Origin of the sequence: Streptomyces flaveolus (genome assembly GCF_044765825.1) — a bacterium.
GTDB lineage: Bacteria > Actinomycetota > Actinomycetes > Streptomycetales > Streptomycetaceae > Streptomyces > Streptomyces flaveolus.
Genome location: NZ_JBIWKU010000007.1, coordinates 42,007 through 64,466, shown reverse-complemented (window position 1 = coordinate 64,466; position 22,460 = coordinate 42,007). Strand labels below are relative to the sequence as shown.

Annotated in this window: 25 protein-coding genes; 10 read left to right on the top strand and 15 right to left on the bottom strand. The window is 73.1% G+C overall.

Annotation, left to right across the window (positions count from 1 at the left end; all coding sequences use genetic code 11):
- Nucleotides 1–139 precede the first annotated feature (139 nt).
- Nucleotides 140–937, bottom strand: a complete 798-nt coding sequence (locus ACIRG6_RS21910) for a DapH/DapD/GlmU-related protein (RefSeq protein ID WP_364819178.1) — start codon at nt 935–937, stop codon at nt 140–142.
- Nucleotides 938–1,044: 107 nt separating this feature from the next.
- On the opposite strand from ACIRG6_RS21910, the gene ACIRG6_RS21905 reads away from it, so the two are divergent.
- Nucleotides 1,045–1,572 carry a gamma carbonic anhydrase family protein gene (locus ACIRG6_RS21905; protein ID WP_239770337.1) on the top strand — a complete coding sequence of 176 codons (528 nt, stop codon included), beginning with the start codon at nt 1,045–1,047 and terminating at the stop codon, nt 1,570–1,572.
- A gap of 22 nt (nt 1,573–1,594) precedes the next feature.
- Here ACIRG6_RS21905 and ACIRG6_RS21900 read toward each other — a convergent pair whose 3' ends face one another.
- Both ACIRG6_RS21900 and ACIRG6_RS21895 read right to left on the bottom strand, forming a co-directional pair.
- The gene (locus ACIRG6_RS21900; protein ID WP_350718337.1) at nt 1,595–2,230 is read right to left on the bottom strand and encodes a DedA family protein; all 636 of its coding nucleotides are present in this window, start codon (nt 2,228–2,230) and stop codon (nt 1,595–1,597) included.
- A gap of 141 nt (nt 2,231–2,371) precedes the next feature.
- Complete coding sequence (locus ACIRG6_RS21895; protein WP_189231437.1) at nt 2,372–2,809, bottom strand: DUF4442 domain-containing protein; 438 nt, start codon at nt 2,807–2,809, stop codon at nt 2,372–2,374.
- Between the two features lie 91 nt (nt 2,810–2,900).
- Between ACIRG6_RS21895 and ACIRG6_RS21890 the strand changes: the two genes are divergently transcribed.
- Together ACIRG6_RS21890 and ACIRG6_RS21885 are read left to right on the top strand one after the other, a co-directional pair.
- The gene (locus ACIRG6_RS21890) at nt 2,901–3,848 is read left to right on the top strand and encodes a hypothetical protein (RefSeq protein WP_364686025.1); all 948 of its coding nucleotides are present in this window, start codon (nt 2,901–2,903) and stop codon (nt 3,846–3,848) included.
- A gap of 88 nt (nt 3,849–3,936) precedes the next feature.
- Complete coding sequence (locus ACIRG6_RS21885) at nt 3,937–4,965, top strand: hypothetical protein (RefSeq protein ID WP_364686022.1); 1,029 nt, start codon at nt 3,937–3,939, stop codon at nt 4,963–4,965.
- A 28-nt stretch (nt 4,966–4,993) separates the two neighbouring features.
- Here the strand turns inward: ACIRG6_RS21885 and ACIRG6_RS21880 are convergent, their stop codons facing one another.
- From ACIRG6_RS21880 to ACIRG6_RS21870, 3 genes are all read right to left on the bottom strand, one after another.
- Complete coding sequence (locus tag ACIRG6_RS21880) at nt 4,994–5,839, bottom strand: spermidine synthase (protein ID WP_364686042.1); 846 nt, start codon at nt 5,837–5,839, stop codon at nt 4,994–4,996.
- A 163-nt stretch (nt 5,840–6,002) separates the two neighbouring features.
- Nucleotides 6,003–7,172 (bottom strand): elongation factor Tu, encoded by a 1,170-nt coding sequence (gene tuf, locus ACIRG6_RS21875; RefSeq protein ID WP_364819180.1) that lies wholly within the window; start codon nt 7,170–7,172, stop codon nt 6,003–6,005.
- Nucleotides 7,173–7,451: 279 nt separating this feature from the next.
- Nucleotides 7,452–8,144, bottom strand: a complete 693-nt coding sequence (locus ACIRG6_RS21870; protein WP_403324147.1) for a DNA alkylation repair protein — start codon at nt 8,142–8,144, stop codon at nt 7,452–7,454.
- Between the two features lie 79 nt (nt 8,145–8,223).
- On the opposite strand from ACIRG6_RS21870, the gene ACIRG6_RS21865 reads away from it, so the two are divergent.
- The 3 genes from ACIRG6_RS21865 to ACIRG6_RS21855 all read left to right on the top strand — a co-directional run bounded on the left by ACIRG6_RS21865 (nt 8,224) and on the right by ACIRG6_RS21855 (nt 10,269).
- Nucleotides 8,224–9,003 (top strand): TVP38/TMEM64 family protein, encoded by a 780-nt coding sequence (locus tag ACIRG6_RS21865; RefSeq protein ID WP_365022267.1) that lies wholly within the window; start codon nt 8,224–8,226, stop codon nt 9,001–9,003.
- A gap of 146 nt (nt 9,004–9,149) precedes the next feature.
- Nucleotides 9,150–10,025, top strand: coding sequence for an undecaprenyl-diphosphate phosphatase (locus ACIRG6_RS21860; protein WP_318217635.1), 876 nt, complete (start codon nt 9,150–9,152; stop codon nt 10,023–10,025).
- Between the two features lie 64 nt (nt 10,026–10,089).
- Nucleotides 10,090–10,269 (top strand): hypothetical protein, encoded by a 180-nt coding sequence (locus tag ACIRG6_RS21855; RefSeq protein ID WP_189231143.1) that lies wholly within the window; start codon nt 10,090–10,092, stop codon nt 10,267–10,269.
- Nucleotides 10,270–10,326: 57 nt separating this feature from the next.
- Here the strand turns inward: ACIRG6_RS21855 and ACIRG6_RS21850 are convergent, their stop codons facing one another.
- Together ACIRG6_RS21850 and ACIRG6_RS21845 are read right to left on the bottom strand one after the other, a co-directional pair.
- Entirely contained in the window at nt 10,327–11,067 is a 741-nt protein-coding gene (locus ACIRG6_RS21850) for an SDR family oxidoreductase (RefSeq protein WP_403324144.1), read from the bottom strand.
- A 262-nt stretch (nt 11,068–11,329) separates the two neighbouring features.
- A complete protein-coding gene (locus ACIRG6_RS21845) occupies nt 11,330–11,614 on the bottom strand; it encodes a hypothetical protein (protein WP_318217637.1) in 285 nt (94 codons plus the stop codon).
- Between the two features lie 223 nt (nt 11,615–11,837).
- Between ACIRG6_RS21845 and lnt the strand changes: the two genes are divergently transcribed.
- Complete coding sequence (lnt, locus tag ACIRG6_RS21840; protein ID WP_403324142.1) at nt 11,838–13,412, top strand: apolipoprotein N-acyltransferase; 1,575 nt, start codon at nt 11,838–11,840, stop codon at nt 13,410–13,412.
- Here lnt and ACIRG6_RS21835 read toward each other — a convergent pair.
- Together ACIRG6_RS21835 and ACIRG6_RS21830 are read right to left on the bottom strand one after the other, a co-directional pair.
- Nucleotides 13,336–14,241, bottom strand: a complete 906-nt coding sequence (locus ACIRG6_RS21835; RefSeq protein ID WP_403324140.1) for a Gfo/Idh/MocA family protein — start codon at nt 14,239–14,241, stop codon at nt 13,336–13,338. The two genes, lnt and ACIRG6_RS21835, sit on opposite strands and share 77 nt — an antisense overlap.
- A gap of 13 nt (nt 14,242–14,254) precedes the next feature.
- A complete protein-coding gene (locus ACIRG6_RS21830) occupies nt 14,255–15,436 on the bottom strand; it encodes an FAD-dependent monooxygenase (protein ID WP_364686003.1) in 1,182 nt (393 codons plus the stop codon).
- 94 nt (nt 15,437–15,530) lie between these two features.
- Between ACIRG6_RS21830 and ACIRG6_RS21825 the strand changes: the two genes are divergently transcribed.
- The 3 genes from ACIRG6_RS21825 to ACIRG6_RS21815 all read left to right on the top strand — a co-directional run bounded on the left by ACIRG6_RS21825 (nt 15,531) and on the right by ACIRG6_RS21815 (nt 17,296).
- Nucleotides 15,531–16,130, top strand: a complete 600-nt coding sequence (locus ACIRG6_RS21825; RefSeq protein WP_403324138.1) for a TetR/AcrR family transcriptional regulator — start codon at nt 15,531–15,533, stop codon at nt 16,128–16,130.
- Nucleotides 16,131–16,179: 49 nt separating this feature from the next.
- Nucleotides 16,180–16,692: a DinB family protein gene (locus ACIRG6_RS21820; RefSeq protein ID WP_350718358.1), complete on the top strand. Its 513-nt coding sequence runs from the start codon at nt 16,180–16,182 to the stop codon at nt 16,690–16,692.
- 103 nt (nt 16,693–16,795) lie between these two features.
- Nucleotides 16,796–17,296, top strand: a complete 501-nt coding sequence (locus ACIRG6_RS21815; protein WP_364819187.1) for a hypothetical protein — start codon at nt 16,796–16,798, stop codon at nt 17,294–17,296.
- Between the two features lie 12 nt (nt 17,297–17,308).
- Here ACIRG6_RS21815 and ACIRG6_RS21810 read toward each other — a convergent pair whose 3' ends face one another.
- From ACIRG6_RS21810 to fabG, 5 genes are all read right to left on the bottom strand, one after another.
- Nucleotides 17,309–17,833: a hypothetical protein gene (locus ACIRG6_RS21810; protein ID WP_364685994.1), complete on the bottom strand. Its 525-nt coding sequence runs from the start codon at nt 17,831–17,833 to the stop codon at nt 17,309–17,311.
- Between the two features lie 134 nt (nt 17,834–17,967).
- Nucleotides 17,968–18,651, bottom strand: coding sequence for a uracil-DNA glycosylase (ung, locus tag ACIRG6_RS21805; RefSeq protein WP_364819188.1), 684 nt, complete (start codon nt 18,649–18,651; stop codon nt 17,968–17,970).
- 104 nt (nt 18,652–18,755) lie between these two features.
- Nucleotides 18,756–20,342 (bottom strand): ABC transporter substrate-binding protein, encoded by a 1,587-nt coding sequence (locus ACIRG6_RS21800; protein ID WP_364819190.1) that lies wholly within the window; start codon nt 20,340–20,342, stop codon nt 18,756–18,758.
- Nucleotides 20,343–20,544: 202 nt separating this feature from the next.
- Nucleotides 20,545–21,306, bottom strand: coding sequence for an SDR family oxidoreductase (locus ACIRG6_RS21795; RefSeq protein ID WP_364685991.1), 762 nt, complete (start codon nt 21,304–21,306; stop codon nt 20,545–20,547).
- An 11-nt stretch (nt 21,307–21,317) separates the two neighbouring features.
- Nucleotides 21,318–22,079 (bottom strand): 3-oxoacyl-ACP reductase FabG, encoded by a 762-nt coding sequence (gene fabG / locus ACIRG6_RS21790; RefSeq protein WP_189231130.1) that lies wholly within the window; start codon nt 22,077–22,079, stop codon nt 21,318–21,320.
- Nucleotides 22,080–22,460 lie beyond the last annotated feature (381 nt).

Here is a 22,460-nt window from a genome sequence, read left to right as displayed (position 1 = left end):
GCCCGCCTCCGCGGCGACACCGGCCGGCGATCCGGCCCAGGACCCACGTCGACATCAGCCGACGGTGCGGCCCGGGACCCACGTCGGCCCCCGCGGACCGGCGCGCCTCACGCATGCCGGAGGCCGCCTCACCCGCGGCTCAGCCCTCCGCGGCCGGCTCCGCGAGCTGTTCCTCGGTCGGGTCGTCCAGCTCGGCCAGCCGGGCCACCGTCTCCTCGTCCAGCCGTGCCAGTGCCCGCAGTTGCTCCGGAGTGACGCCGTCGGGCACCGGCACGGGGGCCGGGGTCCGCAGTGGCGGCTGCCAGCCCTCCGCGGGCGTCCAGCGCCGCACGACGCGGGCGGGTGCGCCCGCCACCACGGCATGGTCGGGGACCGTGCCGCGGACCACGGCACCGGCGGCGACCACCACGTTCCGTCCGATGCGCGCGCCGGGCAGGATCACCGCGCCGGTGCCGATCCAGCAGCCGGAGCCGACCTCCACCGGCTCCATCCGGGGCCACTGCTTGCCGATGGGCTGGTGCGGATCGTCGTACGAGTGGTTGGTGGAGGTGACGTAGACGTACGGGCCGAAGTAGCAGTCGCTGCCGATGGTGACGGTGGTGTCCGCGATGACGTGGCTGCCGCGGCCGAGGACGACTCCGTCGCCGATGCGCAGGATCGGCTCGGGGCCGAGGTCGAGGTCGGGCATGAGCCCGGCGGTCAGGGTGACCTGCTCGCCGATGATGCAGTGGGCGCCGAGGTGGATCCATGGCTCGCCGAAGACCGTGCCGAGCGGGAAGGCCAGCCGGGTGCCCGTGCCCAGTGCGCCGAAGCGGAAGCGCCCGGGGTGCGCGGCGGTGACGGAACCGGTGCGCTGCACCCAGGCCCACCCCGCGTGGACGGCGCGCTGCGCGAGGCGGGTGGACCAGGACGAGAACGTGTTCTTGCGCTTCGGCACCCGCTCACGGTACTCAGCACGCGGCGCGGGGAAGGAGCCGGAGGCCTGTGATCTTCACCCCACCGGGTGGCGTACGGTGCACTGCATCACCGGACCAGGAGGCGATGATGACGCACAAGGCGCTGATCAAGGGCATCGGCGGCAAGGACCCGAAGGTGGACGCGGAGGCCTTCGTGGCGCCGACGTCCTCGGTCATCGGGGACGTGACGCTGCACGCGGGCGCGAGCGTCTGGTACGGGGCGGTACTGCGCGGCGACGTCGAACGGATCACCGTCGGGGCGAGCAGCAACGTCCAGGACAACTGCACGCTCCACGCCGACCCGGGCTTCCCCGTCACGGTCGGCGAGCGCGTCTCCATCGGGCACAACGCGGTCGTGCACGGGGCGACCGTCGAGGACGACTGCCTGATCGGCATGGGCGCGACCGTGCTCAACGGCGCGGTGATCGGCGCGGGATCGCTGGTGGCCGCCCAGGCGCTCGTCCCGCAGGGCATGCGGGTGCCGCCGGGCTCCCTGGTCGCCGGTGTGCCGGCCAAGGTGAGGCGGGAGCTGACGGAGGAGGAGCGTCAGGGCGTCACGCTGAACGGGACGATGTACGCCGAGCTGGCGAAGGCCCACGGCGAGATCCACGACTGAGCGGGGAGACCGCGGGGGCGCGTCAGTCGCCCGCGGTGACAGGGTCCGGTTCCGGCCGGGCCTTCGCCGCCTTGCGCTTGACGACGAGCATGGAGGCGACGCCGATGAGGACGGCGATCACCAGACCCAGCCACGAGAAGCGCTTGAGCCAGGACTCGGCGACGACACCGACGTAGTAGATGACGGCGGTGGTGCCGCCCGCCCAGACGATGCCGCCCAGGACGTTGGCGATCAGGAACTTCCAGTACGGCATCCGCAGCACGCCGGCCAGCGGCCCGGCGAAGATGCGCAGCAGGGCGACGAAGCGGCCGAAGAACACGGCCCACATGCCCCACTTCTGGAAGGACCGCTCGGCGGTGGCTATGTGTCCCTCGCCGAAGTGCTTGGGGAACTTCCTGCCCAGCCAGGCCAGCAGGGGCCGGCCGCCCTTGCGGCCGATGGCGTACCCGATGGAGTCGCCGATCACCGCGCCCGCACTGGCGCAGACACCGAGGACGACCGGGTCGACGCCGCCGTGCTGTGAGGAGAGCAGGGCCGCCGAGACCAGGATGATCTCGCCGGGCAACGGGATGCCGAGGCTCTCCAGACCGATGACCAGTCCGACGACGGCGTAGACAGCCGCCGCGGGCACCGTGTCGAGCCACTCCTGGACGTGCAACGCCACATCCTCCGATTCGCGTCCCTGCCGCGTGCGGGGGTGCCCCGCCGCTTCCCGGGTGCGCCTCGATGGAGGCGCACCCGGGAAGCCTACCGGTCCGCGCGGCCGTTCCGGCCAGGGCCCTGACCGCCGGCCCCCGGCTCAGCCGTTGGGCCGCAGGGTCCACACCACCGTCATCTCCCCGGTCACCGCCCCGTCCTCGCGCCGGATGGCGACGCTCACCGGGAACTCGGGTCGCTTGCCCTCGTCCAGTTCCGCGACGACCTCGCTGATCGGCCGGCCGAGGGTCGCGGTGGCGGTGACCGGGCCCAGGGCGATCTTCTTGAACGCGATCTCGGCGGTGACCGGCAGCGGCACGGCGCGGGAGAGCTGGTCGCCGAAGGCGGCCAGGACGATCGCCCCGCTGGCGGACTCGCCCAGCGTGAACATGGCTCCGGCGTGCGGCCCGCCGACGTGGTTGCGGTACTCGCTCTGGTCCGGCAGGGCCAGGACCGCCTTCTCCGGGGTGGTCTCCAGGTACTCGAGGTTCAGGGTCCGGACCATCGGCACCGTGGCGGCGAGCAACTCGCCGATCGACATCTGATCTGCGCTCATGGCAGCAGGTTACCCATGAGTAGCATGCGAGGGCCAGGGCCGGACGCTTCCGATGATCGCCGTAAGCTTGCCGCCCATGTGGCCAGGAGAGCAGTCATCCGCCGGGAGCCCGCACTCCGGGCAGCCGAACCCGTACCAGCAGCCGGGCCACCAGCAGCACGCCGCGCACTCCGGTCAGCAGCCGCCCGCTCCGTGGAACGCCCCCACGGTCACGGCGGGTCCGCCGCCCGGCGGCGGACCGGGCGGACGCCGCGCGACGGTGGCGGCGGTCGTCGCCGCCGCGGCCGTCGTGGTCGCCGCCGCCGTGACGGGGGCCGTCCTCCTGGGCGGCGGCGAGGACGACCGGGCCGAGCCGGACCCGGTCGCGTCGTCCGCGTCCGCTCCCTCGCCCTCGGGCGGCTCACGGAACGCGGACGGCGCCCCGCGGCCGACCGTCCCCGGCTGGAACACCGTGGTGAACCCGGATCTCGGTGTCGCCTTCGACGTACCGGCCTCCTGGGAGCGGCAGTCGGCCGACTGGGTCGACTTCGTCACGGACGACGAGGATCCCGACGGCACACCGCTGATCGCCATGAAGGCCCCCGCCGTGCTCGAGGCGGAGTGGTGCGCCTCGGACGACGACAAGGACGGCTCGGTGGACCACACACCCCTCGCCTCCGCCGGCACCCGGGGCAACAACGGGGCGCGGAGCACCGAGGAGATCGCCCGGTCCGACTCGGCGGAGTGGGTGTACGGCGCGTTCACCCAGCCCGACCGGAAGAAGGTCACGACGGAACCGGTGGTCTCCTTCACCACCGCCTCCGGCATCACCGGCAGCCTGGCCACCTCCCGGTCGGCCGGGGTGGCGAGGACGGGCACGTGCGACGTGGACGGCAAGGCCACGACGTTCGCCTTCAAGGCGGCCGACGGCGACCTCGTGTCCTGGTCGTTCGTCGGTCCCGCGCGGGTCGGTGACGAGGTGCCGGACGCCACCGTGCGGAAGATCGCGGGCACCGTACGGGAGTTCACGCCCTCGGACTCCTGAGGAATCGCGGCCCGGCCCCGGCTTCGGTACGTCCCTGACAAGGGGCAGTGACCGAATCGTGTCCGGCGCCGCACTAGGGTGACTGCTCATGTGGCCAGGACAGCAGCCGCCCGGGGGCGAGCAGAATCCGCAGAACAACCCGTACCAGCAGCCGGGGTACCAGCAGCCGAATCCGTACCAGCAGCCCGGCTACCAGCAGCAGCCCGGTCCGTACGGGCAGCAGCCGCAGTGGGGCGCCCACCAGCCCCCCGGCAGGCCGGAGCCGCCGACCGTCGTCGGCGGCGGTGGCGGTGGTGGCAACCGGACGAAGCTGGTCGCGATCGTCGCCGCGCTCGCCGTGGTCGTCGCCGCCGGCGTGACCGGATTCCTGGTGCTGGGCGGTGACAAGGACGACACGGCGGACGACGGCAAGGACAAGCCGACCGCGAGCGCGTCCGCGGACAAGTCCGCGTCCCCGACGGCCGAGCCGAGCGCGTCCGGTGGCGGGGACGACCCGCGCGGCGGCGGCGAGCTGAAGCCGACCGTCGAGGGCTGGAAGGTCGTCGCCAACCCGCGCTTCGGCACCATGTTCGACGTGCCCGCCGACTGGGAGATCGACAGCACCGACACGAGCGTCGGCTTCGAGTGGGAGGAGGACGGGAAGACGGACCGGACCACCGTCACCGCCCCGGCCTACCTCAAGTCCGAGTGGTGCACCGAGGACTCGAACAAGGACGGGCGCAAGGAGAGCACCGCCCTCGCCACCGCCGGTACCCGAGGCGAGGACGGCGCCAAGGACGCCGCCATGGCGGCGGAGACCCGGGTGCCGTGGTGGATCTACGGCGGCTACACGGAGCCGGACAAGAAGAGCGTCAAGTACGACAAGCCGAAGGACTACACCACGGCCTCCGGCATCAAGGGCAGCGTCGCCACGGCCCACTCGGAGGGCACCCCGCAGAAGGGGAAGTGCGACAGCGAGGGCAAGGCGATCACCTTCGCGTTCAAGAACGGCGCGGGCGACTTCGTCACCTGGAACCTCTACGGCGCCAAGGGCGTCAAGGACGAGATCCCCGAGGCGACGGTCCAGAAGATCCTGAGCACCGTACGCCTGACCGAGGACCCGCCGACGGAGGCCTGAGCCCCGCTCGGCGTGCCGCGCCCGCCGCTCAGCCGATGCCGAACGCCCCGGCCGGAGGCTCGGGCGACGGCACGGCGTCCTCGTCCCGCACCGGTCGCGCGTCGCCGATGAAGTCCCGCAGGGCGGGCCCGTGTTCGACGCGGGCAGGGAAGGCGTCGGCGGCGGTGCGCCGGGCCAGCGCCGCCGTGTCGAGGGGCCGGTGCGCGGCGACGAGGACGGCGTTGCCGAAGCGGCGTCCGCGCAGCACCCCCGGTTCGGCGACGAGCGCCAGCTCCTCGAAGAGCGTGGCGAAGGCGGCGAGTTGCGAGCGCAGGAACGCGAACGGCGCCGCGTCGGCGAGGTTGGCCAGGTAGACGCCGTCGCCCCGCAGGACCCGCTCGGCCTCGCCGGCCCAGGCGAGGGTCGTCAGGTGCGCGGGCACGCGGGAGCCGCCGAAGACGTCGGCGACGACGACGTCGGCCGAGTCCGCGGGCGCCGCCTCCAGCCAGGCGCGGGCGTCCGCGCCGTGGGCGGTGACGCCGGCGCCGTCCGGCAACGGAAGGTGCTCGGCGACCAGGTCCAGCAGGCCGAGGTCGGCCTCCACGACGTGCTGCCGCGAGCCGGGCCGGGTCGCGGCGACGTACCGGGGCAGGGTGAACGCGCCCCCGCCCAGGTGCAGCACGTCCAGCGGACGGCCCGGCTCCGCCACGGTGTCCAGGGCGTGGCCGAGCCGCCGCGCGTATTCGAACTCCAGGTGCGCCGGCTCGTCCAGGTCGACGTACGACTGCGGCGCCCCGTCGACGGTGAGCAGCCAGGCCCGCCGCCGGTCGACGTCGGGCATCAGCTTCACGGTGCCGTGGTCGGTGACGCGGCTGACGGGTACGGCTTCGTGCACTCCCTCGTGGTTCACCCCTCCATTGTGCGGCCCGGTGGTGCCGCCGGGGGCGCGGGGCCGCGGCGAGGTGCGGCCCCGCCCCGTGGGCGCGACCGGCCACAACGGCCCCGCGGCCCCCGCTCACCGCCGTGTCCCCGGCCCGCGGACCGGGGACACGGGGCGCTCACCCGACGGCCGTCACCGTCCCCGCCCCCACCGTCCGCCCGCCTTCGCGGACGGCGAACCCGAGGCCGGTCTCCAACGGCACGTCCCGCCCCAGCTCGACCGACATCGTGACGGTGTCCCCGGGCCGGGCGACGGCGGTCTCCCCGAGGTCCACGTCGCCGACCACGTCCGCGGTGCGGATGTAGAACTGCGGCCGGTATCCGGTGGTGAGCGGCGTCGAGCGCCCGCCCTCGCGCGCCGACAGCACGTACACCCGCGCCGAGAAGCGCCGGGCGGGCACGACACTGCCGGGCGCGGCGACCACGTGGCCGCGGCGCACCGTGTCCCGGGGGACACCGCGCAGCAGCAGCGCCACGTTGTCCCCGGCCTGCGCCTCCTCCATCGGCTTGCCGAAGGTCTCCAGGCCGGTCACGACCGTCTCGACGGACGCCCCGAGCACCTCGACCCGGTCACCGACGCGGACGGTGCCGCGCTCGACGGCGCCGGTGACGACCGTGCCGCGGCCGGTGATGGTGAGCACGTTCTCCACGGACAGCAGGAACGGCGCGTCCAGATACCGCTCGGGCATGGGCACATAGGTGTCCACCGCGTCGAGCAGCGCCTCGACCGAGGCCGTCCAGCGCGGGTCGCCCTCCAGGGCCTTCAGCCCCGAGACCCGTACGACGGGCACGGCGTCACCGCCGTAGCCGTGCGCGGTGAGCAGTTCGCGGACCTCCAGCTCGACCAGGTCGGTCAGCTCCTCGTCACCCGCGTCGGCCTTGTTGAGGGCGACCACGATGTGGTCGACGCCCACCTGCCGGGCGAGCAGCACGTGTTCGGCGGTCTGCGGCATGATCCCGTCCAGCGCGGAGACGACGAGGATCGCCCCGTCGAGCTGGGCGGCGCCGGTGATCATGTTCTTGACGTAGTCGGCGTGGCCCGGCATGTCGACGTGCGCGTAGTGCCGGGTGTCCGTCTCGTACTCGACGTGCGCGATGTTGATGGTGATGCCGCGCGCCGCCTCCTCCGGGGCGCGGTCGATGCGGTCGAACGGCACGAAGGTGCCGGCGCCGCGCTCGGCGAGGACCTTGGTGATGGCGGCGGTCAGGGTGGTCTTGCCGTGGTCGACATGGCCCATCGTGCCGATGTTCAGATGCGGTTTGGTGCGGACGTACGCCGTCTTGGACATGGCGGTACCTCGAAGCCTCGTGGCGGTGGTGGGGACCCCTGGGGCCGGCCGACCCTCCCCCTGCGGGGTCCGCCGGACGATCCGGGGAGGGTCAGCCTCGGGCGCCGTCGGCGGCGGCCGGGAAGAAGAGGACGGCAGCCTTCGGGGCATCCGCGACCGCGGATGCTGCGAGGTGGAAGGCGTACCGGAACATGACGCCGATCATCGCCGACGCTTTGCCCCACGTCGAATGCTTTTTTATGGCACGGGAGTTCGATCGACGCTGCTCCCGCCCCGGCGCTACGGACCGGTGTTCCGCAGCGCCTCCCGCGCGGACAGCGGGGCGAGGGCCTGCCCGTGCGCGGCCACGAAGGCGCGTACGGCGCCGGGGTCGGTCTTCGCGTACGCGCGCAGGCACCAGCCGATGGCCTCGCGGACGAAGAAGTCGGGGTGGCCGGACCGGCGCGGGCGGTAGCCGAAGAGGCGGTCGGTGTCGGTGCGTTCCCGGTAGCGCGGTTGGTGGAGCAGGGCGGTGCGCACCAGCCAGAGGTCGTCGTCCGCGATCCGGGCGTCCATGCCGGCCGTCAGGCCGCGGTCGGCCGCGACCGGCCCTCCGACGACGTGTGCGGCGAGCACGTCGACGGTGTCCCACCGGGGGACGGTGGTGAGCAGATGCCGGACCACCGGCAGGAAACCGGAGGAGCAATACGTCACATGACGGCGCAGGAGATCGACGGCGCAGTAGTGGTACTCGCGCTCGGGCAACCGCCGGCAGCGCAGCGCGATCGCGGTGCGGTCCGCCCCGCCGGGGCGGGGCAGCCCGTCGCGGACCGTGCGGGACAGGCCACGGCGAACAGGCGTGGTCAGGCCCAGGAAGGGGGCCATGTCCCTCATGTACGCCCGCATCGCCCCGGCCCGCCCGGGCTCGGCCGCGGCGGCGTACACGACGGTCGGCCGGTCCGTCACGGTGTCGGCGAGCGGGCTGTGCGGCACGTCCGGAATTCCCGCGTCTGTGACGCTCGTGAGACGCACCCTACGGCGATCACACACATATGTCGGTTAGTGTCACCGGATGCTCGATGCCACCACCCGCTCTGGGGGCACCATCACGGCCTCTCCCCGGGCCGCCGCGACGGAGCTCTCCGTCGCCACGGCCGCCGGGCCCGTCGCACCGACCGGTTTCACCGCCCGCGTGACGAGAGTTCTGCTCTCCCCGTGGTCCCGTTTCTCCCTGCTCGTCGCCCTGCTCGCCTCGGCCGGGACGGCTGTGGTGCTGTTCCAGCCGCAGCAGTTGCTGACGAACGGCTGGCCGCCACAGCTCGGGGGCGCCGCCGCGGCGCTCGCCTACGCGGTGGCGTACGGACTGTGCACCGTCGCCTTCGTACCGCGCCCGCTGCTCAACCTGGCCGCGGGTGCCCTGTTCGGCTCGCAGCTCGGCCTCGCGTCCGCCCTGGCGGGAACGGTCCTGGGCGCCGGGGTCGCCTTCTGCCTGGGCCGGGTGCTGGGCCAGGAGGCGCTGCGTCCGCTGCTGCGGGGCAAGTGGCTGAAGGCGGCGGACGGGCAGCTCAGCCGGCACGGCTTCCGCTCGATGCTGGCGGCGCGGCTGTTCCCGGGGGTGCCGTTCGCCGCCGCCAACTACTGCGCGGCCGTCTCCCGCATGGGCCTGCTGCCGTTCCTGCTGGCGACGGCCCTCGGGTCGATCCCGAACACCGCGGCCTACGCCGTCGCCGGGGCCCGCGCCTCGACGCCGACCTCACCGGCCTTCCTGATCGCCCTGGCCTGCATCGCCCTGCCGGGTCTGGCGGGCGCGGTGGTGGCCTGGCGCAGGCGTCACCAGCTGCGCGGGCGCTGACCGAGGCCCGCCCCGGGCCCCTGTCGTCCGGCCGTCATTTCGGGGCGCTACGCTGCCCCTCGACACGCCTGATCCTGATCACCGCGGACGGTGGCTCGGTGTGTCCGTAGACCGTTCCTCGATCGGCACTTGGACTCCGTAACTTCATGTCTTGGTTTGAATCCCTCGTCCTCGGACTCGTCCAGGGGCTGACCGAGTTCCTCCCCGTGTCCTCCAGCGCGCACCTGCGCCTGACCGCGGCGTTCTCCGGCTGGCACGACCCGGGTGCGGCCTTCACGGCGATCACCCAGATCGGCACGGAGGCCGCCGTCCTCATCTACTTCCGCAAGGACATCGGGCGGATCATCTCGGCGTGGACCCGCTCGCTCACGAGCAAGGAGATGCGCGGCGACCCGGACGCCCGCATGGGCTGGCTGGTGATCATCGGCTCGGTCCCGATCGGCGTGCTCGGCCTGACGCTGAAGGACCAGATCGAGGGGCCGTTCCGCGACCTGCGCGTCACCGCGACCATGCTGATCGTCGTCGGCGTGATCATCGGCATCGCGGACCGGCTGGCGGCACGCGACGAGAAGGGCGGCCGGCACCGCGCGCCGAAGCAGCGCAAGGAACTGGACAACCTGGGCGTCCGGGACGGCCTGATCTACGGGCTCTGCCAGGCCATGGCCCTCATCCCCGGTGTCTCCCGCTCCGGCGCGACCATCAGCGGCGGCCTCTTCATGGGCTACCGGCGCGAGGCCGCGGCCCGGTACTCGTTCCTGCTCGCGGTCCCCGCGGTGCTCGCCTCCGGCCTGTTCGAGCTCAAGGACGCGATGGAGAGCGACCATGTCTCCTGGGGCCCGACGCTGTTCGCGACGGTCATCGCCTTCGGCTCGGGGTACGTGGTCATCGCCTGGTTCATGAAGTTCATCTCGACCAAGAGCTTCATGCCGTTCGTCTGGTACCGCATCGCGCTCGGCGTCCTCATCATCGCCCTGGTCGCGGCCGGTGTCCTCAGCCCGCACGCCGCCGAGTCCGCCGGCTGACGGGCATATGCCTGCGTAGCCGTCCGGTAGCGCAGTGTCAGTGCTTGCCCCTAGGCTTGTCCGCATGTCCCCCGATTACGTGACCCCTGGTTCCGTGCGTTCCGCCGCGGAGCTGAACGACCAGATCCGCGCCCTGTGGCGACGTGCGGGCGGATCCCTGTCGGCTCAGGAGCGCGTGGAGTACGAATTGCTGGTGGTCGAATGGGCCGCCGCGATCCGCTGCGAGATCATCGAGGCCGCCTGAGCGGCCGGGGAGGCCGGCCCGCGAGCAACCTCCCTCAGCACGCGCGGCGTTGACGCCTCAGCGGCCACCCGCGACGCGCAGCACCGTCCCCGTCGTGTACGACGCGTCCGGCGACATCAGCCAGGCGATGGCCGCGGCGACCTCCTCGGCCCGGCCCGCGCGCCCGAGCGGCACGGCCGCGCCCATCCGCCGGGCCCGGTCCGGGTCGCCCATGGCGGCGTGCATGTCGGTGTCGGTGACGCCCGGCGCGACGGCGTTGACGCGGACGCCCGACGGGCCGAGCTCCTTGGCCAGGCCCACGGTCAGGGCGTCGACGCCCGCCTTCGACGCCGCGTAGTGGACGTACTCCCCCGGGCTGCCGAGGGTCGCGGCGCCCGACGACACGTTGACGATCACGCCGCTCCCCCGCCCGGTCATCAGCTGCGCGGCACGGCGGGCGCACAGCAGCGCGCCCAGCAGATTGACGTCGAGGACCCGGCGCAGGTCCGCGGTGTCGCTGTCGGCGAGGCGCCCCAGCGGGCCGGTCACCGCCGCGTTGTTCACCAGGCCCGTCACCGGGCCGAGCGCCCGCTCGGCCGCGTCGAAGAGGTGCTCGACGTCGGCCTCCACCGATGTGTCCGCCCGCACGGCGAGGGCACGGCCGCCCGCCTCCCGCACCCCGGCCGCGACCGCCCCGGCGGCCGCCTCGTCACGGACGTAGCCGATGACGACGTCGTGGCCGTCGGTGGCGAGGCGCAGGCAGGTCGCCGCGCCGATCCCCCGGCTGCCTCCGGTGACGACGGTGACGGGACGCGTCATGAGAACCTCCTGCGACAGGTGTTTGATCGATCATCGATCATCCTAGGCGCGAAGTGTCCCGTGTCCACAGGGCAAGGTCGGCACCACGGGGGCCGCGAGCAGCCGGTCCCGCATCGCCCTCCGGTACGCCGGGAGTTCCGGCTCGTGTTCCGACTGCCCGACCGGGGCCACGCTCTGCGTCCGCTGTCTCACGCCCCCATGATCCCTGTTCCGCCGGGCCGGCCCGGCGGAATCGGCGGCACGGCCGGACAGCCGTGCGCCGTCACACGGAAGCCACCACCTCGCCTGCCATGACCTCGGGCGGGTGGGGGAGCACCGACGCGAGGTTGTCCCGCACGAAGCCCGCAGCCCTCAGGACCGACTCCTCGGCACCGGCCCGGTCCTGGAAGATGCTGGTCGAGACCATCACCCCGCCCCCGGCATCGATCCAGTAGTAGGCCACGAAGCCGGAGACCTGGCGCAGGAGCGGCAGGAACCCCTCGTTCACGAGGCGCGCCGCCTCGGCCGGATCGGTCACCCCTTCGTACCGCCGGACTGCTGCGTACATCCCCGAGCTCCTCACGCCATTCCGGGTTCGTCCTCTGCTGGGCTGTCGTACCCCTGCGACGGCTGTCCGGCTCACGAGGCGTCCGGCAATCACCTGAAGGGCCACCTCGGATGATCCGAACGGCGGCGGACGCCTGCCCGGCCGGCGCGCTGCCGGTGTGATCAACTGAACGGGTCCGCGCCGAGAGCGCACACTGAAGGCACCACGGGGTAGGGAGCCGCCCATGAAGACGCTCGGCCACTGGCTCGTCTCCCCCTGGCGGCGCTCGGCCGTCGCCGTACTCGCCGGCGCGCTGCCCGTCCTCGCCTTTCCCGCCCCCTCGCTGTGGTGGTGGGCCTGGGCCGCGCTGGTGCCGTGGCTGCTGCTGGCCCGCGGCGCGCCGACCGGCAGGCGGGCCGCGTACGACGGCTGGTGCGCGGGGTTCGGGTTCATGCTGGCCATGCACCACTGGCTGCTGCCCAGCCTGCACGTGTTCACGTTCGTCATCGCCGCGCTGCTCGGCGCCTTGTGGGCGCCGTGGGGATGGCTGGTGCGGCGGCTGCTGGGCGGGGCCCCGTCGGGCGGCCGGGTCGCGGCGGCGCTCCTGGTGCTGCCGTCGGCCTGGCTGGCCGTGGAGCTGGTCCGGTCCTGGCAGGGTCTCGGCGGCCCCTGGGGCATGATCGGCGCCAGCCAGTGGCAGGTCTCGCCGGCGCTGCGGCTCGCCTCGGTCGGCGGGGTGTGGCTGCTCAGCTTCCTGGTGGTGGCCGTCAACGTGGCCGTCGCCGTCCTGGTCGCCGTCCGCCGGGCCCGGGTGCCCGCCGTGGCCGGGCTCGTCGCCACCGCCGCCGCCACCTCCGCGGCCTGGGTGTGGGCCCCGCGCCCCGACACCGGCGAGCGGGTCGCCGTCGCCGTGGTGCAGCCGGGTGTCGTCGCCGGCCGTGACAGCGCCGACCGGCGCTTCGACCGGGAGGAGCAGCTGACCCGCGGGCTGGCGGACCGGGGCGCGGACCTGATCGTCTGGGGCGAGAGCAGCGTCGGCTTCGACCTGGACGACCGGCCGGACCTGGCCCGGCGGCTGGCGGCCCTGTCCCGGGAGACGGGTGCGGACATCCTGGTCAACGTGGACGCCCGGCGCTCGGACAAGCCCGGCATCTACAAGAGCTCGGTGCTCGTCGGCCCGGACGGCCCGACCGGCGACCGCTACGACAAGATGCGGCTGGTGCCCTTCGGGGAGTACGTTCCGGCGCGTTCACTGCTCGGCTGGGCCACCTCCGTCGGCAAGGCGGCGGGCGAGGACCGCAGGCGCGGCTCGGAGCAGGTCGTGATGGACGTGGGGAAGGGGTTGCGGATCGGCCCGATGGTGTGCTTCGAGAGCGCCTTTCCCGACATGAGCCGGCATCTGGCCGCCGACGGCGCCGAGGTGCTGCTCGCCCAGTCGTCGACGTCGACGTTCCAGGACACCTGGGCGCCCGAGCAGCACGCGTCGCTCGCCGCGCTGCGCGCCGCCGAGACCGGCCGCCCGATGGTCCACGCGACGCTGACCGGGGTCTCCGCCGTGTACGACGCGACGGGTGCGCGGATCGGCCCCTGGCTCGGCACCGACGCGAGCACGGCGCGGGTGTACGACGTGCCGCTCGCCCACGGGACCACCCTGTACGTCCGCTTCGGCGACTGGACGGTGCACGCGGCGCTGCTGATCCTCGCGGCCTGGGCCGCCACCGACGGGGTGCGGACGCTGCGGCTCAGGCGGTCGGATCCAGCACCGCGCGTACCACCCGCTCGCACAGTTCATGGGTCTCCAGCGCGTCCCGGGCACTGAGCACCGTGCCCGCCCGCACGGCGTCGAGGAAGGTGAGCACCGCCTGCTCGATGCCGCGCTGCCGGGCCACCGGCACCCAGTCGCCGCGCCGCCGCACGGTCGGCTGGCCCTTGTGGTCGATCACCTCGGCGAGGTTGACCACCTGGCGCTTGGTGTCCTGACCGGAGACCTCGAGGATCTCCTCGGCCGAGCCGCTGAGCCGGTTCATCACGCCGAGCGCGGTGAAGCCGTCCCCGGCGAGCTGGAGCACGACGTGGTGGAGCAGGCCGTTCTCGACGCGGGAGCGCACGGTGATGTCGTCGACCGGTCCGGGCACCAGGAACCGCAGGGTGTCGACGACGTGGATGAAGTCGTCGAGGATCATCGTGCGCGGCTCCTCCGGGAGCCCGGTGCGGTTCTTCTGCATGAGGATCAGCTCGCGCGGGTGCTCGGCGCACTGCGCGTACCCGGGGGCGTGGCGCCGGTTGAAGCCGACGGCGAGGCTCGTGCCGCGCTGCTCGGCGAGCTCCACCAGCTGCTCGGAGTCGGCGAGTTCGTAGGCGAGCGGCTTGTCGACGTAGGTCGGTACGCCGGCTTCCAGGAGCCTCGTCACGATCTCGGGGTGGGCCGCCGTCGGCGCGTGCACGAAGGCGGCGTCGAGGTCCTGGGCGAGGAGGGAGTCGAGGTCGGCGTGGCGCTGCCCTTCCGGGATGCGCAGGCCCTCGGCGACGCGGGTGAGGGTCGCGGGGGTGCGGGTCTGCAGGTGCAGCTCGGCACCGGGCAGGACGGCGAGCACCGGCAGATAGGCCTTCTGCGCGATGTCGCCGAGTCCGATGCAACCGACCTTCACGGGGTGTACTCCTCTAGCGCTCGCCTGCCCGGGTCCGCTGCGAAGCATACGGCGCCTGCGGAGGCCGCCAGTCGGCGATGCCGTCGAAGCTCCGCAGGAACAGCGCGGGGCCGGTCCTCGACAGCGCGGCGATCGCGGCGTCGCGTACGGCGGTCACGGCGCGGCCGCCCGCCATGTTGAGCCGGGCGACCTTGACGGCCTGCCGCGCGACGGCGGTCGTGCGGGGCAGCCGGGCGGCCGTGTAGGCGGCGAGGTCGTCCCTGTGGTGGGCGAGCACGATCGCGTCCTCGATCGCCTGGTTGCCGCCCTGGCCGAGGGTCGGCGGCATGGCGTGGGCCGCGTCCCCGAGGAGGGCGACCCGGCCGCGGTGGTAGGCGGGCAGCGGCTCGGCGATGTGGTGCACGTCGTGGCGCAGGACGTCCTCGGGGCGGGCGGCGGCGAGGACGGCGGGGATCGGGTCGTGCCAGTCGCCGTACCGGTGCAGCAGCTCCGCCCTCTCGTCCGCGGCGTGCCCGCCCGCCGGGGTGACGGCGGCGGCGTACGCGTAGACCCGGCCGTCCCCCAGCGGGTGCGTGCCCCAGATGCGGCCCCGGCCCCAGGTCTCGTGCGGGGCGAACTCGACACCGGGCAGCGGGATGACCACCCGCCACGTGGTGAAGCCGGAGTAGACGGGTCCGGGGTGGCCCGGGAACAGCGCCCTGCGTACGGCGGAGCGGATGCCGTCGGCGGCCACGACCAGGCCGGCCTCCAGCTCGCCGTCGGGTGTGCGTACGCGGGCCGGCCGGTCGCCGTCGCCGGGGTCGGCGAGGGTCGCGGCGGCGCCCGTGCGGACCGTGCCGGGCGGCAGCTGTGCGGCGAGGCGGTCGATGAGGGTGGCCCGGTGCAGCAGTACGAGCGGGCCGCCGAACCTGGCCGCCGCGGCCTCGGCGCTGGAGCGGGAGAGCCAGCGCCCGCCCGGGGTGCGCAGGCCTCCGTCGCCCTGCCAGGCGGCGAGACCGCGGACCTCGTCGCCGAGGCCGATGACGTCCAGGGCGCGCAGGGCGTTGGGCGACAGGGAGATGGCCGCGCCGACGGGCTCCAGGGTCGGGGAGCGCTCCAGGACGGTGACCCGCAGGCCGGCGGCGTGCAGGGCCGCCGCCGCGGTGAGTCCGCCGATCCCGCCGCCGATCACGACCGCCCGCCCGGTCCTGTCCATGGCTCCTCCTCGCGTCCGCCGACTGTCACTACAACTGTAGTGAACCGATGCCTCGACTGTACTACAGCCGTAGTGCGCCAGGTAGGTTGGGCGCATGTCCGCCCGCACCGCACCCGCCACCGGCGCCGCCCGCGCCGGCCTCGTCGCCGACGCCGCGCTCGCCCTGCTCGCCGAGCGCGGGATGCGCGGGCTCACGCACCGCGCGGTCGACGAGGCGGCCGGGCTCCCCCAGGGCTCCACGTCCAACCTCGCGCGGACCCGGCAGGCCCTGCTGGAGCTGGCCGTGCGGCGGCTGGCGGAGCGGGAGGCGCGGGTACTGGCCCTGGACGAGATGCCGGACCCGCGCGGCGGCCTCGACGCCCTGGTGGACGCGCTGGCGCTCGCGACGCACCGTGCCCTGACCCGCAACCGCGAACTCACCCTGGCCCGCTACGAACTGGCCCTGGAAGCCACGCGCCGCCCCGAACTGCGGGCCTACTTCGACGCCACCGGCGCCCGCTTCCGCGAGCAGCTCGGCGCCCTCGTCACGGCGATGGGCTCGGCCGACCCGGCCCGTCATGTGCTGTCCCTCGTCGCCTGGGCGGACGGGCTGATGTTCTCCTGCGTGGCCGGGTCGTTCAGTGCCGAGGTGCCGGGACCGGAGGAGGTGCGGGCGGGTCTGCGGGAGCTGATGGACGGGATGCTGGGCCGCTGACCCGCACAAATCCCTGGTGGATCACGCGGGGTTGGGCAAGGATGCGGACATGAGTACCGACCGCCGCGAACCCGCGACCGACGCCGACGAACGCGCCATGGTGGAGGGCTGGCTGGACTACCACCGGCAGACCCTCGCCTGGAAGTGCGAGGGCCTGACCGACGCACAGCTGCGGACCGCCGCCGTGGCTCCCTCGTCCCTGTCCTTGATGGGACTCGTGCGGCACATGGCCGAGGTGGAACGGAGCTGGTACCGCAGGGTGCTGGCGGCCGAGGAGGCCGAGCCGATCTACTACAGCGACGAGGACCCGGACGGCGAGTTCCACCTGACCGAGGCGGACACCTGGCAGGAGGCGTACGCCACCTGGCAGGCCGAGATCGAGGCCGCCCGGCGCCATGCGGCCGCCTTCCGCCTCGACGAGATGTCCCGGGGGAAGCACCGGCGTACCGGCGAGCGGTACAACCTGCGCTGGATCCACACGCATCTGATCGAGGAGTACGCGCGGCACAACGGCCACGCCGACCTGATCCGTGAGTGCCTCGACGGCGCCACCGGCGACTGACGTCACCCGTCGCGGGCGCGGGGCCTCCGTACGGGGCCGGAGATCACCCGTGCGGAGCAACCTCCGCTCATCCGCCGTCGCGGAGCGGGTCCGACCCGCCAGAGTGACGCGCGTGCATCGAACGACGACCACCGCAACGCTTCTGCTGACCGTGGCTGTCTCGGCCCTGTCCGGCTGTACGACGGTCCAGCCCGCCTCCGGCCCGGCGGGCGGCGCCCGCCCGTCCGCGCCCCGCCCGGACGGCCCGGCCGAGCCACGGGTGGTGCAGGCCCCGGCCCGTGAGGCGCTGGAGATGATCGGCCCCTCCCCGTCCCCCGGCCGCGCCTCGGAGGGACCACGCCGCACGGCCGGCCCGACGGCCCCGGCGCGGAGCGAACCTCCGGCCGCCCGCCCGGAGCCGCGGCCACGGCCCGCCCACCCCGAGGCGCCCCGGCAGCCGGGCGGCAGCTCCCGGAAGCCACGCGCCGGCGTCCCCGACGTTCCGAGCCTGACCGGAGGAGGCACCGGCACGGAGGCGGACGTGTGTTCCCTGGGCAGGCAGTACGGGGGCTGGCGGCCGGGCAGCCCGGAGGCGGCCATCTGCGAGCAGACGTACGGCCGCTGAGACCTTGCCCGCCTACGGCCGCCGGCGCGGTGGCCCCCACGGACCGTCCGTCGCGGGGCCCGAGTCGCCGAGTCGCGTCTCCAGCCGGCGGATCGCCGCCCGCACGCGCTCGCCGTAGCGGTCGTCGGCCAGCGCATCGGCCGCGCTTCGGGCCCGCCGCAGATGCAGCCGGGCGGCCTCGCGGTGGCCGAGCCGGTCGTAGTCCGCGGCCAGGTTCAGGTGCAGCGAGGGATACAGGGCGCGTGCGGCGAGCCTGCTCGCGTGCTGCTCGGCGGTGTCGTCCTGGGCGAGTTCCTCGGCGGCGGACAAGGCCCTCAGGTCCCACGCCAGTTCGTCCCCCGGGTCGTCCTGGGTGTCGGCCAGGTAGTGGGCCAGGGTGCAGCGGTGCAGCGGGTCGCCGTGCTCACCGATCTCCGCCCACAGGACGAGATAGCGGTGCCGGGCCTCCTCGCGGTCGCCGGCGTGGTGCAGCATGACGACCTGCCCGATCCGCGTCAGTACGGCGTCCGGCGCCGCCTGCTCCTGTCCCTTGGCCACCACGTCCTCCGTGCCCCTCGTCGGCTGTCCCCGACGACGCTAACGGCAGGCGCCGGTCTTCCAGGTCAGGCGGCCCGTGACGCGCGGGCCGGCCGACGGACGACCGGCCCCCGTCCGCCGGGGCGTCCCCCGGGTCAGCCCAGGTTCGGGACGGTCCAGTCGATCGGCTCGTGCCCCTGCTTGGCGACCGCCTCGTTGATCTGCGTGAACGGGCGGGAACCGAAGAACTTCTTCGCCGACAGCGGAGAGGGGTGCGCGCCCTTGACCACCACGTGCCGCGTCTCGTCGATCAGCGGCAGCTTCTTCTGCGCGTAGTTGCCCCACAGCACGAACACCGCCGGATCGGGGCGGCCGGCCACCGCGCGGATCACCGCGTCGGTGAACAGCTCCCAGCCCCGGGACTTGTGCGAGTTCGCCTCGCCGGCCCGGACCGTGAGCACCGCGTTGAGCAGCAGGACGCCCTGCTTCGCCCAGGGCATGAGGTAGCCGTTGTCCGGGATCGGGATGTCCAGCTCCGCGTGCATCTCCTTGTAGATGTTGCGCAGCGACGGCGGCACCTTCACCCCCGGCCGGACCGAGAAGCACAGCCCGTGGCCCTGACCCTCGCCGTGGTACGGGTCCTGCCCGAGGACCAGCACCTTCACCTGGTCGTACGGCGTGGCCTCCAGCGCGGCGAAGACCTCCTCGCGCGGAGGGTAGACCGGGCCGTTCGCCCGCTCCTCCTCGACGAACTCCGTCAGCTCCTTGAAGTAGGGCTTCCGCAGTTCGTCGCCCAGCACCTCGCGCCAGGACTCGGGCAGCATGGCGATGTCGGTCACGTCAACTTCCTTACGATGTGCGGTCGCTTCCAGTCCTCAGAACCTACCGGCGACCACTGACAATCAGCTCCCGGGGGCGCTCGGCCGGGCCGGGAGCGGGTCGCCTACCAGCTGGTCTTCCGGGACAGCTGCCACATCATCATGATCGTCGACGGGTCCAGCGCCCGCTCCGCACCCGAGATCTCGTTGCTGGCGGCCACGTACTGCTTGCCCTGCCACAGCGGCAGCAGCCGCGCGTCATCGACGAGGATCTGCTGCGCCCGCTCGAAGTCCTTCTCCACGTTGGCGCGGTCGCTCTCGCGCCGGGACCGGGGCAGCAGCTCGCCGGTGATCTCCGGGGCCGGGTACGGCGTGCCGAGCGCGTTCTGCTCGCCGACGAAGGGGGCGATGAAGTTCTCGGCGTCCGGGAAGTCCGGGGACCAGCCGCGGCCGAACACCGGGTACTCGCCCTTCTGGTACCCCTCGACGTACGTCTTCCAGGGCCGGCTCTTGAGGGTCACCGTGAACAGGCCGGAGTCGTCGAGCTGCCGCTTGAGCTCCTTGAACTCGCCCTCGGTCTCCGAGCCGTAGCGGTCGGTGGTGTACCAGAGGGTGAGCGGGACGGGCTCGGTGATGCCCGCGTCGGAGAGGATCCCGCGGGCCTTGGAGATGCTGGGGTCGCCGTAGTCGTCGAAGAAGCCCGTGGTGTGCCCCGTCAGTCCCTTGGGGACCATGGAGTACAGCGGGTCGACGGTGTCCTGGTAGACCTTGTGCGCGATCACCGCGCGGTCGATCACCTGGGCGACGGCCTGGCGCACGGCCTTGCGGCCCGCCCACGGGTCCTCCGGGTTGAACACCAGGTAGCTGATCTCCGCACCGGTGCCCTCGACCAGCTGGAGGTCCTCCTCCTTGGCGGCCTTGCCCTGGAGCGTGATGATGTCGTCGGCCGCCAGACCCCGGTAGGTGGCCTGGATCTCATGGTCGCGCAGCGCCTTCACCATGCCGGCGGAGTCCTTGAAGTACCGGATGGTCACCGCGTCGTTGTGGCGCTCCGCGTACCCCTTGTAGCGGTCGTTGCGGACGAGTTCGGCCCGCTCCCCGTCCTGGTACGACCGGAGCGTGTACGGACCGGAGCCGGCGATCCCGTCGCCCTTGCGCAGCGCGTCCGCCGGATACCCGGTGGGGTCGACGATCGACATCGCCGGCGTGGCGAGCACGAACGGGAAGGTGGCGTCGGGCTTGTTGAGGTGGAAGACCACCTCGTGCTCGCTGGGCGCCTGGACCCGGTCGAGGCTGCCCAGCAGACCGGCGGGACCGCCGTTGACGTTGATCTGCTTGATCCGGTCGATGGAGTACTTGACCGCTTGGGAGTCCAGCGCGTGCCCGTTGGAGAAGGTCAGGCCGTCGCGCAGCTCGCAGCGGTAGACCTGGTTCGCCGCGTCGGTGAACGCGCAGCTCTTGGCGGCGTCGGGCTGGGGCGTGGTCGCGCCGTTGGGGTAGCTGAGCAGCGTCTGGTAGATGTTGCGGAACAGCTCCCAGGAGCCGTCCCACGAGGCCGCCGGATCCAGCGTGCTGGGCGCGCTGGTCGTACCCACGACGATCGGTCCCTCGTCCTGCGAGCTGTCGGACGACAGGATGCCGCATCCGGTGACCAGCGAAGATATGGACGCGATGGCCGCGACTCTCCGCAGGCATCGGTTCCGGTTGAACACGCGCACGCTCCTCGATCGGCCGTACCAAGGGTCGGCAGACCATACCGCAGCACCAGGCTCCCTGAACTCCCCTGTGAACAGGGGTTTTGATCATTTTCGCGATGACTACGTTGTCATGGCCCGGATGATCTCAACACGCGGACACGGGCGCCATTCCTGTCCATGGCGCCCGTGCTGCGGTGACGTGCCGCGGGGGGTCGTGTCAGGCCACGCCGGCGTTCAGGAAGATGCCGCCGTCGACCACGAGGGTCTGGCCGGTGACCCAGGCGGACTGCTCCGAGGTGAGGAACGCGGTGGCGCCGCCGATGTCGGAGGGCACGCCGAGCCGGCCCAGCGGGTAGGCCGCGGCGGCCTCCTCCTCGCGGCCCTCGTACAGGGCGGCGGCGAACTTGGTCTTCACGACGGCCGGGGCGATCGCGTTGACCCGGACCCCGGGCGCGAACTCGTGCGCCAGCTGCGCGGTGAGGTTGATCATCGCGGCCTTGCTGACGCCGTAGGCGGCGATGAAGGGCGAGGGCGACAGGCCCGCGACGGAGGCGATGTTGACGATCGTGCCGCCGTTGTCCTTCTGCCAGGCGTGCCAGGTGCGCTGGGCGAAGCCGAGCGCCGAGATCACGTTGGTCTCGAAGACCTTGCGCGCGACGTTCAGGTCGAGGTCGGCGATCGGCCCGAACACCGGGTTGGTGCCGGCGTTGTTGACCAGGTGGTCGACGCGGCCGAAGGCCTCCATCGTGCGCTCGACGGCGGCGGCCTGGTGGGCCTCGTCGTGCGCCTTGCCGGCGACACCGATGACGCGGTCGGCGCCGAGCTTGTCGACGGCCTCCTTCAGGGCGTCCTCGTTGCGGCCGGTGATGCAGACGCGGTCGCCGCGCGCGACGAGCGCCTCGGCCACGCCGTAGCCGATGCCGCGGCTGGCGCCCGTGACGAGCGCGACCTTGCCGGAGAGTGCGGGGAGTTCAGTCATGTCCGTGTTCCCTAGTCGAGCGGTCCGCCGGCCACGTACAGCACCTGGCCGGAGACGAAGCCGGCGGCCTCGCCGGTGAAGAAGGCGATGGCGTTGGCGATGTCCTCGGGCTCACCGACGCGCGCGACCGGGATCTGGGTGGCGGCGGCGGCCTTGAAGTCGTCGAAGCCCATGCCGACGCGGTCGGCGGTGGCCTTGGTCATCTCGGTGGCGATGAAGCCGGGGGCGACGGCGTTGGCGGTGACGCCGAACTTGCCGAGCTCCTTGGCGAGGGTCTTGGTGAAGCCCTGCAGACCGGCCTTGGCGGCGGAGTAGTTGACCTGGCCGCGGTTGCCGAGCGCGGAGGAGGAGGAGAGGTTGACGATGCGGCCGAAGCCGGCGTCCACCATGTGCTTCTGGCAGGCCTTCGACATCAGGAAGGCGCCGCGCAGGTGCACGTTCATGACGGTGTCCCAGTCGGAGACGCTCATCTTGAACAGCAGGTTGTCGCGCAGCACGCCCGCGTTGTTGACGAGGATCGTGGGGGCGCCCAGCTCCTCGGCGATCCGGGCGACGGCCGCCTCGACCTGCGCCTCGTCGGAGACGTCGCAGCCGACCGCGATCGCCTTGCCGCCGGCCGCGGTGATCTTCTCCACGGTGTCCTTGCAGGCGGCCTCGTCGAGGTCGATCACGGCGACGGCGCGGCCTTCGGCGGCCAGTCGTACGGCGGTGGCGGCACCGATGCCGCGCGCGGCTCCGGTGACGACGGCGACCCGCTGCTCATTGGTGGACATTGCTGCTTCTCCTCGTCCTGGGGATGCGGCCCGTGCGGGGCCCCTCGGCACGCCCATGGGTGAGCGACCGCTTAGTACCTTCCGCAGACGTGACGCTAGAAGCCCTGGCACCCGGTGTCAACGGGACACCGGGCCGGTGTGATCCATTACCTGGGTTCCCCGGCGCGCCGGCCACGCCGGACTCCCCCGGACGGCCCAGCGCCAGGGGCCCGCGCGGCGCCGGGCCCCTGGCGTCGGAGGCCGAGCCCTTCGTGGCCGGAAGGGAGGCGTCCACGCGCCGTCGTACCGGTGCCGCAGGCACAGCCGTCGCGGTCGCCGCGATCGTGCCGCCGGCCTACCCCGCACACGCTCAGCGCCGACGGGCGTTTCGATCAGGGCGGA

Coding starts and splice junctions, on each gene's coding strand:
- ACIRG6_RS21830 (WP_364686003.1), bottom strand. CDS start 15,436: ATGGACAGGACCGGGCGGGCGGTCGTGATCGGCGGCGGGATCGGCGGA.
- ACIRG6_RS21825 (WP_403324138.1), top strand. CDS start 15,531: ATGTCCGCCCGCACCGCACCCGCCACCGGCGCCGCCCGCGCCGGCCTC.
- ACIRG6_RS21845 (WP_318217637.1), bottom strand. CDS start 11,614: ATGTACGCAGCAGTCCGGCGGTACGAAGGGGTGACCGATCCGGCCGAG.
- lnt (WP_403324142.1), top strand. CDS start 11,838: ATGAAGACGCTCGGCCACTGGCTCGTCTCCCCCTGGCGGCGCTCGGCC.
- ACIRG6_RS21895 (WP_189231437.1), bottom strand. CDS start 2,809: ATGTCGATCGGCGAGTTGCTCGCCGCCACGGTGCCGATGGTCCGGACC.
- ACIRG6_RS21850 (WP_403324144.1), bottom strand. CDS start 11,067: ATGACGCGTCCCGTCACCGTCGTCACCGGAGGCAGCCGGGGGATCGGC.
- ACIRG6_RS21905 (WP_239770337.1), top strand. CDS start 1,045: ATGACGCACAAGGCGCTGATCAAGGGCATCGGCGGCAAGGACCCGAAG.
- ACIRG6_RS21795 (WP_364685991.1), bottom strand. CDS start 21,306: ATGACTGAACTCCCCGCACTCTCCGGCAAGGTCGCGCTCGTCACGGGC.
- tuf (WP_364819180.1), bottom strand. CDS start 7,172: ATGTCCAAGACGGCGTACGTCCGCACCAAACCGCATCTGAACATCGGC.
- ACIRG6_RS21890 (WP_364686025.1), top strand. CDS start 2,901: ATGTGGCCAGGAGAGCAGTCATCCGCCGGGAGCCCGCACTCCGGGCAG.
- ACIRG6_RS21865 (WP_365022267.1), top strand. CDS start 8,224: ATGCTCGATGCCACCACCCGCTCTGGGGGCACCATCACGGCCTCTCCC.
- ACIRG6_RS21885 (WP_364686022.1), top strand. CDS start 3,937: ATGTGGCCAGGACAGCAGCCGCCCGGGGGCGAGCAGAATCCGCAGAAC.
- ACIRG6_RS21855 (WP_189231143.1), top strand. CDS start 10,090: ATGTCCCCCGATTACGTGACCCCTGGTTCCGTGCGTTCCGCCGCGGAG.
- ACIRG6_RS21820 (WP_350718358.1), top strand. CDS start 16,180: ATGAGTACCGACCGCCGCGAACCCGCGACCGACGCCGACGAACGCGCC.
- fabG (WP_189231130.1), bottom strand. CDS start 22,079: ATGTCCACCAATGAGCAGCGGGTCGCCGTCGTCACCGGAGCCGCGCGC.
- ACIRG6_RS21860 (WP_318217635.1), top strand. CDS start 9,150: ATGTCTTGGTTTGAATCCCTCGTCCTCGGACTCGTCCAGGGGCTGACC.